Here is a 12857-nt window from a genome sequence, read left to right as displayed (position 1 = left end):
CAGTAATACTTAACGGAGACTTAGGATGAAATTCAAGCTTGGCCACACTGTAAATCTGGCCGGGCTTCTGGTGGCAGGAGGACTGACGATGGTCGCGGACAGCTCATTTGGCAACGGGACAGGTGATGGCGATGCGCTGCCCCATGCGGAGGGTCGAGACTTCACGACGCTGGATGCCTATCTGGCGCATTTGCAGGAACTTGGGACCATCGGGATCGCCTGGTATGAGCGGATGCCAGACGGGCGTTATCAACTCGTCAGACGGCGACCACCCTGGGAACAGCCCGAGCTCTTCACGCGCGAAGAATTGCTGGAGCGGTTCGGGTTCGAGGAATAGCACCTGCGCAGTTTTGATCGCCGCCGGTCGGGGCGCAGGGGGCCGGAGCAATGCGCGCTGCATCGTCATGCGCCTTGCGGTGGCCACGGGCCTCGACATCTACAGGCAGTCCACCGAAAAGGCAGGGGCTTTGCTCGGCAAGTCACGGCATCAGCCCAAGCATGTCCCGTCGAGCAGGAACGATTGCTGCTCGACGGGATCAACCAGATGCAGAGACTTTTTACTATTCAACCGATCGTACTGCCCAGCCAAAGCGTGATCGCGGGGAAGGCGATCAGAGCAGCCAGCCGCAGGACATCCGCTGCGATAAAGGGTACGAGCCCCTTGAAGATCCGCACCACGGGCACCTCCGGCAGCACCACCTTCAGGACAAAGACGTTCATGCCGACCGATGGCGTGATCAGCGCGATCTCGGTCACGACGATGAAAATGATACCGAACCAAATCAGAGCGAATCCCTGTGCGACGACGATGGGTGCGAAAAGGGGCACGAAGATCAGGATGATTGCCATTGAATCCATCACGCAGCCAAGCACGAGGAAGACCAGCATGATGGCGAGGATCAGCATGGTGCCTTCCAGCCCTGTCGATTGCACGAGGCCCAGGACACCTGCGGCAAGGCCCGACAGAGTCAGGAGTTTCGACAGCATCAGCGCCCCGAAAGCACCGTGTAGAGCGAGACCGAGGTATAGGCGGTGTCGACGATGATCGTGCGAAGAGTGGCCAGCTCAGGCGGCCATGCAGGGTTGCGATCAGGATGGCAAGGCCTGAGGTGCCCCTATATTTGTAGACGCTTTGCCCCCTAATTTTGAGGCAAGGAGGCCGACATGGGGACAAGCAATTACAGCGACGAGTTCAAGCGCGATGCGGTGCATCAGATCACGGTGCGCGGGTATCCGGTTCGGGAGGTATCTCGGCGTTTGGGCGTGAGCACGCATTCCCTTTACAAGTGGATGAAGCTGTTCGGCGATCCTGTGCCGAAGAATCCCGGCGTGGATCATGAAGCCGGGAACCGGCGCCTGAAGCGCGAGCTGACCAGGGTGACCGAGGAGCGCGACATTCTAAAGTAGGAAGGATCAGGAAAGGCCCCGGTGGGGCGTTTCCCCGACGAACGCAACGGCGTACTTCGCGCGCGAGTCTCAATGAAGTACGCCTTCATTCGGGCGCATCGCGAGGAGTTCGGCGTCCGGGCCATGTGCCGGGTGCTGCGGGTTCATTTCTCCGGCTTCTCTGCATGGCTTAAGGAGCCGTTAAGCCACCGAGCGCAGGAGGATGCGCGTCAGACGGAGCTGATCCGGCAGGCCTGGGCCGACAGCGGCAAGGTCTACGGCTACCGCAAGCTGACGGACGATCTGCGCGATCAGAGCGAGAGCCTCTCGCAGAACCGGGTGGCGCGGCTGGCATCGCTGGCCAGGATCGCGGCGCAGGTTGGCTACAGACGCCGTCCTGGCCGCTACGGCGGCAAGCCTGCGGTGGTTGCCGAGACCAGGCTGGAACAAAAGTTCAAGGCGGCGGCACCTGACCAGATCTGGGTGACCGACATCACGTACATCAAGACCCATGAAGGCTGGCTGTACCTGTGCGTCGTCATTGACCTGTTCTCGCGCCGTGTGGTCGGCCCCCTCTCGGCAGATTTGCTTTGCAAATCGCCTGCCGGTCAATGGGATCCGCACAATCCCGCATGACGACGGACCTGGCACTCCAAGCCCTTCTGATGGCTGTATGGCGGCGCAAACCCGCAGGTAAGGTCATGATCCACTCAGGCCAGGGTTCCCAGTTCACCAGTCGGGAGTGGCAGACGTTTCTCCGTCAGCACAACCTGGAACCCAGCATGAGCCGACGCGGCAATTGCCATGACAACGCGGTCGCCGAAAGCTTATTCCAGTTGCTGAAACGGGAGCGGGCCAGACGTCGCACCTATCCGACCAGAGAAGCGGCAAGGCAGGACCTGTTCGAACATATCGAGCTCTTCTACAACCCGAAGCGCAAACACACGAACAACGGCATGCTGTCGCCCGTTGACTTCGAAATCAGACAGCGGAAACTGAAACAGGCAGGTGTCTAGGAAACTAGGGGCACATCAGGGACTTTGTCCGCAACGAGTATGCGATGCGAGTCGAGGTGTTATGGCCCCTTAGCTCCTTTGGGATGCGGCGGCTGAAGTAAAACACACCTTCTTTCACGAAGGTGAACGTGGGTGAGATTGTCTCCAACATAGTCTACAGCTGTTAGCGGCAGCTAAAAGCTGAAGCGTAACCAATGAGTTGGCTTGAGGAATGGCGCACCCGAGAGGATTCGAACCTCTGGCCTCTGCCTTCGGAGGGCAGCGCTCTATCCAGCTGAGCTACGGGTGCCGCGTGCGCCGCGTATAGGACATCCCGACAGGCGCTGCAATTGCAAATCTTGCGCCCCGCCCCCTTGTGTCACGGCGCGCACTGATGACAATTGCCGAAAGCTTTCAAGGATCCTGCCGATGACCCGTGCCATGCCGCTCTGGCTGCTTCTGACCCTGCAAACTGCCGTCTCGGCGGCCTCGCTTGTGGTGGAGATCGTGGCAGGCCGGATGCTGGCCCCGCATGTGGGGATGTCACTTTACACCTGGACCTCGATCATCGCGGTGGTTCTGGCGGGGTTTTCTGCCGGGCACTGGTGGGGCGGACGGCTGGCGGAGCGCCCGGTGGAGAAGGCACTTGCCTGGACTGGCGGGGCGCTGATTGCGGCGGCGCTGACCACGGCCATTGCGGTGAACCTGCTGCGCCTCCTGGCGACCCCGCTGCTCGAGGCTGTGGGCCATCCGGTCTGGGGCATCGCCGCCATCACCATGGCGGTGTTCTTCCTGCCCTCCTTCTTCGCCGGCGTTCCTGCACCGGTTCTGGCCCATGTATCCGTCACGCGGGCGGCGCCCGACCAGCAGGGCCGTGCGCTTGGGGCGATGTTTGCCGCCGGTGCCATTGGCGCTATTGCGGGCACGCTGCTGGCGGGCTTTCTCTTCATCTCATGGCTCGGGACATCCGCTACGCTTGCCGTGGTGACCATGACCTATGTCATTTCCGGGCTGCTGCTCTTCTGGCTCGCGCGGTCAGCCGCTTTGAAGATCGCGTCCATCGCCGCCCTCATTGCCCTTGGCCTCTCGGGCCTCGCGCTGGCCACGCCCTCCCCTTGCACGCTCGAAAGCAACTATTTCTGCATCCGCACCGTCGATATGTCCGCCGACCTCGACAGCCCCGTTCACCTGATGGTGATCGACCATCTGGGCCACGGGATGAGCGCCCGCGACGTCCCCACCGTGATGTTCACCGAACATGCCGCGATGCTGGATGAGCTTGCTCGCCGCCGCGCCCCGCGCGCCGATTTCACCAGCTTTTTCATCGGTGGCGGCAGCTATTCCATCCCTCGCGCCTTCACCGAACACGGCACCGGCCCGATGGTGGTGGCCGAGATCGACCCCGCCGTCACCGCCTTGGCAGAGCGTGATTTCTGGTTCGACCCTACGACGGTCACCATCCTTCACGAAGACGCACGCCGCGCCCTGTTGACCCGCCCCGATCAGCTTTATGATGTGATCATCGGCGACGCCTTCACCGATGTGGTGGTGCCCGTTCATCTGGTCACACAGGAATTTTTCGAGCTGGCCCGGTCACGGCTGACAACAAATGGCACTTTCCTGATGAACGTGATCGACTACGAGGACCGGTTGCAGGCGCTCGGCTCCATCGTGCAGACCATGCGACAGGTATTCCCGAGTGTCGAGGTCTGGACCCAGGCCACGCAGCCGGAGCCCGGCAGCCGCATGGTCTTTGTCATCGCCGCGGGCAACGCGCCCTCCGACTTCGACGAGTTCAGCGCCCCGATGCCATTCCGCATGACCTTCGGCGCTTTGGGAGACCGCTTCATCACCCAGATTGCCGAGGCGCGCGGCCAGATTCTGACCGACGACTACGCCCCCATCGACCGCCTCATCGGCCGCCCTGACTGAGTCCAACCCCTTTCATCTTGGTTCAAATACCTCAGGGGGGTCGCCATTGGATGCGCCATTGGTTCAAGGCCAACAATGGCGACGGGGGAGGATCCCCCCGCTGATCGATGCCGAAGGCAGCGAAATACCGGTCTTGTCAGGCAAACAGCTCGTGGCAGAGCTCCAGCGCCTCCACCAGCGCGTCCACCTCGGCCTCGGTATTGTACATGCCAAAGCTCGCCCGGCAGGTTGCGGTCACGCCCATATGCTCCATCAGCGGCTGCGCACAATGGTGACCCGCCCGCACCGCCACGCCCTTCTTGTCGAGCACGGTGGAGATGTCATGGGCATGGGCCGCGCCTTCCAGCGTGAAGCTGAAAATCGCGCCTTTGGTGGCGGATTTTCCCTGCACGTTCAACCAGTTCAGCCCATCCAGCCTTTGGCGCGCATAGGCGCAGAGCCGTTTTTCATGGGCGGCGATATTATCCATCCCGACACCCATCATGTAGTCCAGCGCCACACCCATTCCGATCTGCTGGACGATCCCCGGCGTTCCGGCCTCGAACTTCATCGGCGGGTCGTTATAGCTCACCTCGTCGCGGGTCACGTCGCGGATCATGTCGCCGCCACCCATGAAGGGCCGCATCTCTGCCATCCGCTCCTTGCGGATATGGATCGCACCGGACCCGGAGGGTCCATAGAGCTTGTGGCCGGTGATGGCATAGAAATCTGCCCCGATCTCCTCCACATTCACGGGCATATGCACGGCTGCCTGTGACCCATCGACCAGAACCGGCACGCCCCGTGCCTTTGCCCCTTCAACGATGGATTTCACATCCACCACGGTCCCCAGGACGTTCGACATGTGGGTGATCGCTACCAGTTTCGTGCGGGGCGTGATCGCGGCCAGCACAGCGGCCGGGTCCAGATCGCCATTGGCATCCACATCGACCCATTTCAGCACCACTCCCTGACGTTCCCGCAGGAAATGCCAGGGCACGATATTGGCATGGTGTTCAGCGACCGACAGGACGATCTCATCCCCCGCTTCCATCCGCGGCATCGCCCAGGAATAGGCGACAAGGTTGATCCCTTCCGTGGTGCCGGAGGTAAAGACGATCTCGTCCTCGTCCTTTGCCCCCAGGAACCGGGCGACGGTGCCGCGCACCGCCTCATATTTTTCGGTTGCGAGGTTCGACAGGAAATGCAGGCCGCGATGGACATTGGCATATTCCTCGGCATAGCCGCGTGTCACCGCGTCGATCACAACCTGAGGCTTCTGGGCCGAGGCGCCGTTGTCCAGATAGACCAGCGGCTTGCCGTTAACCTGACGGGACAGGATCGGGAAATCGGCACGGATTTTGTCGATATCGTACATGGTTGGAATTCCTAGACGAGACTGAGGCCCATGGCCGAAAACAGGATAGAGAGCAGGATTGCAAGCCCAAGCAGCGACACGATGATCCCCGCGAAGACCAGCCCGAGCGAGGTGAAGCCGTGCAGTTCGGCCACGAAATTCACCATCAGCCAGAAGAACAGCGCCAGCGCCGCGATGGAGATCACATCGGTCAGCGGGGGCAGGACGACCATCGCCACTAGCTGGAGAACACTGAAACAGAGCAGGATGAACTGTGCCCAGATGACCAGCGCAAAGGCCTGCTCGAAGCTGCCCTGACCGCCGAAGGCCTGCCCGATGCGGAAGGCCCCGAAGGCGATGATCAGACCGATCACGCCCTCGAAGGCGGTATAGGTCACCGCCGTTTCCGCCGGAATGGCCATCCCGTCCGGCATCGGGGCCAGCGACAGGAAGATCACCGAGGACATGGCCGACAGCACCAGTTCCAGCAGGTAGAACTGCATCAGGATACGCCGGGGCAGGTTCAGCCCCATGATATAGCGCGCGCCCTCGCGCGGGTCGGTCAGGGTTTGACGGGCAAGCCGCAGCAGCGTCGGAAGATGCAGCAGGTGGGTCATGCGCTTTCGGGTCCTTCGCCCCGTTCGGCCTCGAACAGACCGGAAAGCCAGATCCAGAAGAACCCGGCGGCAATCGCGTAGTTCATCACCATCACCATGGGCGCAGACTGGCTGACACTGGCCATGCCGCGCAGCAGGAAGAGCGGCGACACGGCAAGGATCGCCCAGAAGAGCGCCAGGCGCGCATTGACCCCCTGCCCCTTTCCGCCCGCCAGCCGGGCCAGCACATGGGTTAGACCCCCGAAGACATAAAGGATCAGCGGCCAGACGAAGAGCCAGACAAACAGAGTGATCGCCAGACGCGCGTCCAGCGGCGCCGGGCCATCTTCGCCGGTCAGTTGCTCGGCCAGCTCTGGCGCGGCCAGGCCGGTGCCGGTCAGGTCCGGGATCTGGCTGAGAAAGATGATCAGCAGCCCCACCAGCAAGTAGATGAACCCCCGCGCCTCGGGCCGGTCGCTGGTGCGATTGCCGTCCATAAGCGCCCGCATCACCTGACGCGGACGCACATAGCTGCGCAAGAGTTCCCGGGTGACCGACAAGCGCCTATCCCCTGTGCCGGTCCAGCCAGCCTTGCAGCCGGGTCAGGATATCTTCGCGCAGGCTCTCGTCCTCGATCTCGTCGATCGCTTCCGCAAGGAAGGCCAGAACCAGCAGATCGGTCGCCGCCCCTTCCGGCACGCCGCGAGAGCGCAGGTAAAAAAGCGCCTCTTCGTCGATCGCCCCTGTGGTGGACCCGTGCGAACACTGCACGTCATCGGCATAGATCTCTAGCTCCGGCTTGGCCTGGAAACTGGAATCCTCGTCCAGCAGCAGCGATTGCGACAGCTGATATCCATCGGTCTTTTGCGCGTCGGGTTTGACCAGGATCTTGCCCTGAAACACGCCCTCGGCCCCGTTTCTCAGGACCTTTTTGAAGACCTGCCGGCTTTCGCAATCCACCGCGTCATGTGTCACGAATACCGTGTCGTCATGGTGGAACGCACCGGTCGCCCCGTCACCAAGCGCCGCGCCCGCGATATGGGCCACCGCGTTGTCGCCAGCGATCTCGACCACCTGTTCATTGCGGGTCAGGATGCCGTTCACCGTGAGCGTGAAGGATTTGTACACCGACTCCTGCCCGAGGCGCGCGAACATATGGGTAGACGCCCGGCGTTCATGGTCACGGCCCTGTGCGCGGACGTGGTGGAACTGGCCGCCATCGGCTACCTCGACCTCCATGCATTTGGAAAAGCGCGCCGCCGCCGGACCGTTTTCCAGAACCGTGACCGAGGCGCCTTCCTCGACCTTCACCAGATGGTGCAGGATCGCGTCGGACGTTTCCGATTTATGCAGGTAGATCAGGCTGATGGGCTTGGCGGCCTTGCCGGTTGCCCGGATCACCACACCATCGGTGGCAAAGGCGGTGTTGAGCGCCGCGAGGGGGCGTTCCACCGGGCTTTGTCCCCGGGTTTCCAGCACCCCGTAATGATCACGCGCCCAGTGGATATCGCGGGCCAGCGCATCCGAGAGACGTTCGATCTCGACCCCTTCCATGGACAGGTCATCCGATGCCTCAGCGTCGAAAACCCCGTCGACAAATACGATCTTCAGCCGATCCGTATCCGAAAACGGCATCGCTTCGTCGGTCACGAAAAGCCCCGCACGTGGCGCTTCGGGCGCGTTCAGGGTGGTGGGGTCGGAGTATTTCCAATACTCGTCGCGCTTGCGGGGCAGGCCCATGGCGGTCAGGCGGGACAGCGCCGCGCCGCGAGCCTCATTTGCCCATCCCGCGCCATCGGGAAGCGTCAGCCCCGCGATCCGGGCCGCAAGCGGGTCCTGTTTTACAGCCGGGTTCGCCATTACGCGACCTCCGCCAGAATGTCGGCATAGCCGTTCTGTTCAACCTCAAGCGCCAGCTCCGGCCCGCCGGTCTTCACGATGCGGCCACCCGCCATGATATGCACCACATCGGGTTTGATGTGATCCAGCAGGCGCTGATAGTGGGTGATGACCAGGAAGCCCCGGCCCTCGTCGCGCAGCGCGTTCACGCCTTCGGCGACCAGTTTCATCGCGTCCACATCGAGACCGGAATCGGTTTCGTCAAGGATGCACATCTTGGGTTCCAGCATCGCCATCTGCAGGATTTCGTTGCGCTTTTTCTCACCGCCGGAGAAACCGACATTGACGGGGCGCTTAAGCATATCCGCGTCGATCTTCAGCGCCTTGGCCTTTTCGCGGATCACCTTGAGGAATTCGGCAGCCGACATTTCCTCTTCACCGCGCGCCTTGCGCTGTGCGTTCACGGCGGTGCGCAGGAAGGTCATGTTGCCGACGCCGGGGATCTCAACGGGATACTGGAAGGCCAGGAAAACACCGGCAGCGGCGCGTTCCTCTGGCTCCATCTCCAGCAGGTCTTCACCGTTCAGCAGCGCCTCGCCATCCGTCACCTCATAGCCGTCGCGGCCCGAAAGCACATAGGACAGGGTCGATTTGCCCGACCCGTTCGGCCCCATGATCGCATGGACCTTGCCCGCCTCAACGGTCAGGTCGACGCCCTTCAGGATTTGCTTGTCCTCTTCTTCGAGGGACACGTGCAGGTTCTTGATCTCAAGCATGAAAACCTCTTTCCATAGCGGCCAGACCCGCCTGCGCAACGCGCAGCGGATGGCCCGTGGTCATGTCAGGGCAGCTCAGAAGAGTGCCAGTTTCGCGGGATCGGTCAGTCGGATCACCTGGCGTACCCAGATGTCCGAAAACAACAGCTCGAACAGGCCCGGAAAGGCGTGTACGGCCATATGCATGGTAAAGGCCGCCGTGAACATGCCCGCCGTCTTGGCGGCCGTGTGTTCGGGGCGTTTGAAGTGAAAGATCTGCTGCAACAGGATGCCGGCCAGAAAGGCCAGTCCGAAGTCCAGCACCAGGTTGGAACTGCTCAACTGCGCCGAGCCCGGCGTGACGCCGGTCAGATGGAACCGGGCGTAGCGGGCGGCGACGACTACCAGCAATCCCACGCCGAAGGCCCCGATCAGCGACAGGACATAGGTCACCCCATCCCCGCGCGGCTTGCGCTTGGGGCTGTCCGCGGCCTTGGCCCGGCTCGCCTCGATCCGCGCCACGCGTTCCGAGAAGCTGGGATCGACGATTGTGCTGCCAGAACTGCTCATGCCCGCACGAAACCGGGGGAATGTGGCGCATTTCGGGATGGGATCGGGGCAATTTCAGCCAATCCTCACTATCGCGCTGTTTGATCTGACACCCATCGGGGGTGTGGTCGCGTCTCATGCCTCACACCTCCTTCTGAGCGTCATCGCGGCGCTGATGGTGGCGGAAACGGGCGATGTAGTCGGAAGGCAGGTCGGCAGGCGCCGCGCCGCGCGCGATCAGGTGGTCGATGCAATGCAGCGCCAGGTCGGGGCTGTCGAACACCGTATCGGCGGCAAAGGCCAGGTGCATCAGCTGATCGTCGCTGAGCCCGGCGGTTTCCTCGTCGCGGATATAGACCGCGTCGCCATCCAGAAGCTGACTGGTCAGCTTCGGGCGCACTACCTGATCCTCATGCTCATGGGGCATCATCACCGATTTGGTAAACATGAACTTGTGCAGCTTGAACCCCTGCGCGCGTAGTTCCGCGTCGAGATCACCGAACAGCGGCTCGCCCGCGTAGATACGATGGAACCGCACTTCACTTACGACCGCTATGGCACTGGAAAGCTTGGCTATTCCGCCGCGCAGAACCTCCAACTCCCCGCCCTGAAGATCCATCTTCAACAGGTCCACCGGCGGCAGGTCCGCCAGCGTGTCCAGCGTCACGGGGGTCAGCGGCACAGGCTCGATCCGGTCCGACAGCCACTTTTCCTTGCCGATGGCGCGCACCGCCCGTTCATCCAGCGGGTAGAGCGAGGTAAACCCCGCCGTCGGGTGAATATAAAGCGTGCGGTTTCCGGGCAGGCCCACGGCCTCGCAGAAATAGGTCTCGTGCTCGGACGGGGCCTCGACCAGTTTGGCAAACTGCGCCTCGTTCGGCTCGAACCCGTAGACATGGGCAAGACCGTCATCGAGCAACCCCTGATAGGGCGGTGTCGACAGGCGGCTGGCCCCCACATCGCAGATCCGCATCCGGCGAGAAGGTTGCAGCACCCCGGTCAGCACCGCGCGGCGTTTGTCGGCATGGCTGGCCATCACGCCTCCTTCCGCGACGCGGGCCGCACCAGGTAGTTGGTGCTGGTCTCGTAGCGCCTGACCTCGGTCTCCACCACGTAGTCGGCGCGCTGCCGCCAGTCGTGGAAACCCTCGTCATTATGCTTGTCGACCTCGATCAGCATCCATGGGCCACAGCGCTTCAACGTGGCTTCAAGCCCGGTCAGCACCTGTAATTCCATGCTTTCGACGTCGATCTTGATGAAGTCGGGGCTTTCAGAGGCCAGCGCCTCATCCCCCGCCACAACGCGCAACTCGCCCTGCCCCGGCAGCATCCGCGAGGCGCCCAGGTTGCGGGTGCGCTGTTCCATGGCGAAGCCTTCGCCCGGTTTGTCCGAAAGGCCCAGACCCAGCCATGATAGGTCGAACACGTTGCCAAACCCGTTCATCGCCACATTGGCGAGCAGGAGCTTATAGGCCGCCATATTCGGCTCGAACGGTATGACCTTGGCGGGCGAGAGGAACGCCGCGACGTAGAGCGAATGGTTGCCCACATTCGCGCCGATATCCACATAGGTGCCGCCAAGTGGCATGACCCGCTTGATCAGGCTCAGCTCGCGCCCCTCGTAAAGCAGCCCGATGCGGTGATGGCGCTGGATCGGGTCGCGCTCCATGTCGACGGCAAAGCGGAACGGGCGGCCCGCGATGGTGCAGGCCACGACGTCGATGCCTTCGAACACGAACGCGTCTCCCCCCGCAATCGCGGCGCGGGCGGCGTCGAGGTCGAAAGGGGCTTTCACTGCACCGTCTGCCATGGATAGATGTCCTCTTCACCGGCGGAAAATTCTTCTGGAAGAATTTTCTGACAGAAAAATTTTCGGGAAAATTTTTCTAGCCGACCGACCCCTCCAACGAGATCGCCACAAGCTGTTGGGCTTCCATGGCAAATTCCATCGGCAGGGCCTGAAGCACCTCTTTGCAGAACCCGTTGACCACCAGCGCCACGGCCTCTTCCTCGTCCATCCCGCGCTGACGGCAATAGAAGAGCTGGTCGTCATCGACCTTGGAGGTGGTCGCCTCATGTTCCACCCGGGCGGAGTTGTTCTTGACCTCGATGTAAGGCACCGTATGCGCCCCGCACTGATCGCCGATCAGCAGACTGTCACACTGGGTATAGTTGCGCCCGTTCTTGGCCTTGGGATGCATCGAGACCAGCCCGCGATAGGTGTTCTGCGCCTTGCCCGCCGAAATCCCCTTGGACACAATGCGCGACTTGGTATCGCGGCCCAGATGGATCATCTTGGTGCCGGTATCTGCCTGCTGCATGTTGTTGGCGATGGCGATGGAATAGAATTCACCCTGACTTTCATTGCCGCGCAGGATGCACGAGGGGTATTTCCAAGTGATCGCGGATCCGGTTTCCACCTGGGTCCACATCACCTTGGACCGGTCGCCCCGGCAATCAGCGCGCTTGGTGACGAAATTGTAGATGCCGCCCTTGCCCTCTTCGTCGCCCGGATACCAGTTCTGGACGGTCGAATACTTTATCTCGGCGTCTTCCAGCGCAATGAGTTCCACAACCGCCGCATGCAGCTGATGGGTGTCGCGCTGCGGCGCTGTGCAGCCTTCCAGGTAGCTGACGTAAGACCCCTTGTCGGCGATGATCAGCGTGCGTTCGAACTGGCCGGTGTTTTCCGCGTTGATGCGGAAATAGGTGCTCAGCTCCATCGGACAGCGCACGCCCGGTGGGACGTAGACGAAGGACCCGTCCGAGAACACGGCGCTATTGAGCGTCGCAAAGAAGTTGTCGGTGATCGGCACGACCGAGCCGAGATATTTCTTCACCAGTTCGGGGTGCTTCTCGATGGCTTCCGAGATCGAGCAGAAGATGACGCCCGCCTCCTCCAGCTCTTTCTGGAAGGTGGTGCCGACGGAGACGGAATCGAACACCGCATCGACGGCCACCTTGCGGCCCTCGGCCGGCGCGTCCTCGGCCCCTTCAACCCCGGCCAGGATCATCTGTTCCTTGAGCGGAATGCCCAGCTTTTCATAGGTCGCAAGCAGTTTCGGGTCGACCTCGTCCAGCGACTTGGGCTTTTCCGCCATGCTCTTGGGTTTGGCGTAGTAATACTGGTCCTGGTAGTCGATCTTCTCATAGTTCAGCATCGACCATTCCGGTTCGTCCATCAGCTTCCAGCGCTTGAACGCCTGTAGGCGCCAGTCCAGCATCCACTCGGGCTCACCATTCTTTTCCGAGATCAGTCGAACGATGCTCTCGTTCACGCCCTTGGGGGCGAATTCCATCTCGATCTCGGTTTCCCAGCCGTATTTGTACTTGCCGCCCATGGCCTGAACGGTTTCCACGGTCTCGCGGTCGACGCCTTCGCGCACCTCTGTTTCGGCAATGGCCATATCACGTTCCCCTGTGTTGGCCCCGCAGGGCCCGCATGTCCTCGCGCCCCATTGGGACGCGCC

General features: G+C 61.9%; 13 protein-coding genes, 1 tRNA gene and 1 pseudogene. 3 read left to right on the top strand and 12 right to left on the bottom strand.

The features are described from left to right. Positions 1 to 25 precede the first annotated feature (25 nt). On the top strand, positions 26 to 337 hold the full coding sequence (locus tag ACOOEX_RS08175; protein ID WP_420397937.1) for a hypothetical protein: 312 nt from the start codon (positions 26 to 28) through the stop codon (positions 335 to 337). A gap of 227 nt (positions 338 to 564) precedes the next feature. Here ACOOEX_RS08175 and ACOOEX_RS08170 read toward each other — a convergent pair whose 3' ends face one another. Then, on the bottom strand, positions 565 to 987 hold the full coding sequence (locus ACOOEX_RS08170; RefSeq protein WP_420397936.1) for a TRAP transporter large permease subunit: 423 nt from the start codon (positions 985 to 987) through the stop codon (positions 565 to 567). A 177-nt stretch (positions 988 to 1164) separates the two neighbouring features. On the opposite strand from ACOOEX_RS08170, the pseudogene ACOOEX_RS08165 reads away from it, so the two are divergent. After that, positions 1165 to 2402, top strand: a pseudogene (locus tag ACOOEX_RS08165) (IS3 family transposase). 4 nt (positions 2403 to 2406) lie between these two features. On the opposite strand, the gene ACOOEX_RS08160 reads toward ACOOEX_RS08165, so the two are convergent. Together ACOOEX_RS08160 and ACOOEX_RS08155 are read right to left on the bottom strand one after the other, a co-directional pair. Then, entirely contained in the window at positions 2407 to 2553 is a 147-nt protein-coding gene (locus tag ACOOEX_RS08160; RefSeq protein ID WP_420397935.1) for a DUF6538 domain-containing protein, read from the bottom strand. 61 nt (positions 2554 to 2614) lie between these two features. Beyond that, a tRNA-Arg gene (locus tag ACOOEX_RS08155) sits at positions 2615 to 2691 on the bottom strand. A gap of 119 nt (positions 2692 to 2810) precedes the next feature. On the opposite strand from ACOOEX_RS08155, the gene ACOOEX_RS08150 reads away from it, so the two are divergent. Beyond that, entirely contained in the window at positions 2811 to 4313 is a 1503-nt protein-coding gene (locus tag ACOOEX_RS08150; protein WP_420397934.1) for a fused MFS/spermidine synthase, read from the top strand. Positions 4314 to 4449: 136 nt separating this feature from the next. Here ACOOEX_RS08150 and ACOOEX_RS08145 read toward each other — a convergent pair whose 3' ends face one another. From ACOOEX_RS08145 to sufB, 9 genes are all read right to left on the bottom strand, one after another. Continuing rightward, entirely contained in the window at positions 4450 to 5670 is a 1221-nt protein-coding gene (locus tag ACOOEX_RS08145) for a cysteine desulfurase (RefSeq protein WP_420397933.1), read from the bottom strand. An 11-nt stretch (positions 5671 to 5681) separates the two neighbouring features. Continuing rightward, positions 5682 to 6266 carry a Yip1 family protein gene (locus tag ACOOEX_RS08140; RefSeq protein ID WP_420397932.1) on the bottom strand — a complete coding sequence of 195 codons (585 nt, stop codon included), beginning with the start codon at positions 6264 to 6266 and terminating at the stop codon, positions 5682 to 5684. Next, positions 6263 to 6805 (bottom strand): hypothetical protein, encoded by a 543-nt coding sequence (locus ACOOEX_RS08135; protein ID WP_420397931.1) that lies wholly within the window; start codon positions 6803 to 6805, stop codon positions 6263 to 6265. The genes ACOOEX_RS08140 and ACOOEX_RS08135 overlap by 4 nt, the downstream gene beginning before the upstream one ends. Before the next feature lie 4 nt (positions 6806 to 6809). Further along, positions 6810 to 8105, bottom strand: a complete 1296-nt coding sequence (gene sufD / locus ACOOEX_RS08130) for a Fe-S cluster assembly protein SufD (protein WP_420397930.1) — start codon at positions 8103 to 8105, stop codon at positions 6810 to 6812. After that, entirely contained in the window at positions 8105 to 8860 is a 756-nt protein-coding gene (sufC, locus tag ACOOEX_RS08125) for a Fe-S cluster assembly ATPase SufC (protein WP_071690444.1), read from the bottom strand. The genes sufD and sufC overlap by 1 nt, the downstream gene beginning before the upstream one ends. A 75-nt stretch (positions 8861 to 8935) precedes the next feature. Next, a complete protein-coding gene (locus ACOOEX_RS08120) occupies positions 8936 to 9409 on the bottom strand; it encodes a hypothetical protein (RefSeq protein WP_420397929.1) in 474 nt (157 codons plus the stop codon). 121 nt (positions 9410 to 9530) lie between these two features. Beyond that, positions 9531 to 10424 (bottom strand): FkbM family methyltransferase, encoded by an 894-nt coding sequence (locus tag ACOOEX_RS08115; RefSeq protein WP_420397928.1) that lies wholly within the window; start codon positions 10422 to 10424, stop codon positions 9531 to 9533. Then, a complete protein-coding gene (locus ACOOEX_RS08110) occupies positions 10424 to 11197 on the bottom strand; it encodes an FkbM family methyltransferase (RefSeq protein ID WP_420397927.1) in 774 nt (257 codons plus the stop codon). The genes ACOOEX_RS08115 and ACOOEX_RS08110 overlap by 1 nt, the downstream gene beginning before the upstream one ends. A gap of 76 nt (positions 11198 to 11273) precedes the next feature. Continuing rightward, positions 11274 to 12794, bottom strand: coding sequence for a Fe-S cluster assembly protein SufB (sufB, locus tag ACOOEX_RS08105; RefSeq protein WP_420397926.1), 1521 nt, complete (start codon positions 12792 to 12794; stop codon positions 11274 to 11276). Between the last annotated feature and the right edge of the window lie 63 nt (positions 12795 to 12857).

This window comes from Nioella sp. (genome assembly GCF_965215655.1).
In the GTDB taxonomy this organism is placed as follows: Bacteria; Pseudomonadota; Alphaproteobacteria; order Rhodobacterales; family Rhodobacteraceae; genus Nioella.
The sequence above is the reverse complement of the archived record's forward strand: the minus strand, read 5'-3'. Positions and strand labels throughout refer to the sequence as shown.

What these genes read in the sequence shown, in the direction of transcription:
- ACOOEX_RS08175 (WP_420397937.1), top strand. Translation starts at nt 26, where the DNA reads ATGAAATTCAAGCTTGGCCACACTGTAAATCTGGCCGGGCTTCTGGTG.
- ACOOEX_RS08170 (WP_420397936.1), bottom strand. Translation starts at nt 987, where the DNA reads ATGCTGTCGAAACTCCTGACTCTGTCGGGCCTTGCCGCAGGTGTCCTG.
- ACOOEX_RS08160 (WP_420397935.1), bottom strand. Translation starts at nt 2,553, where the DNA reads ATGTTGGAGACAATCTCACCCACGTTCACCTTCGTGAAAGAAGGTGTG.
- ACOOEX_RS08150 (WP_420397934.1), top strand. Translation starts at nt 2,811, where the DNA reads ATGACCCGTGCCATGCCGCTCTGGCTGCTTCTGACCCTGCAAACTGCC.
- ACOOEX_RS08145 (WP_420397933.1), bottom strand. Translation starts at nt 5,670, where the DNA reads ATGTACGATATCGACAAAATCCGTGCCGATTTCCCGATCCTGTCCCGT.
- ACOOEX_RS08140 (WP_420397932.1), bottom strand. Translation starts at nt 6,266, where the DNA reads ATGACCCACCTGCTGCATCTTCCGACGCTGCTGCGGCTTGCCCGTCAA.
- sufD (WP_420397930.1), bottom strand. Translation starts at nt 8,105, where the DNA reads ATGGCGAACCCGGCTGTAAAACAGGACCCGCTTGCGGCCCGGATCGCG.
- sufC (WP_071690444.1), bottom strand. Translation starts at nt 8,860, where the DNA reads ATGCTTGAGATCAAGAACCTGCACGTGTCCCTCGAAGAAGAGGACAAG.
- ACOOEX_RS08120 (WP_420397929.1), bottom strand. Translation starts at nt 9,409, where the DNA reads ATGAGCAGTTCTGGCAGCACAATCGTCGATCCCAGCTTCTCGGAACGC.
- ACOOEX_RS08115 (WP_420397928.1), bottom strand. Translation starts at nt 10,424, where the DNA reads ATGGCCAGCCATGCCGACAAACGCCGCGCGGTGCTGACCGGGGTGCTG.
- ACOOEX_RS08110 (WP_420397927.1), bottom strand. Translation starts at nt 11,197, where the DNA reads ATGGCAGACGGTGCAGTGAAAGCCCCTTTCGACCTCGACGCCGCCCGC.
- sufB (WP_420397926.1), bottom strand. Translation starts at nt 12,794, where the DNA reads ATGGCCATTGCCGAAACAGAGGTGCGCGAAGGCGTCGACCGCGAGACC.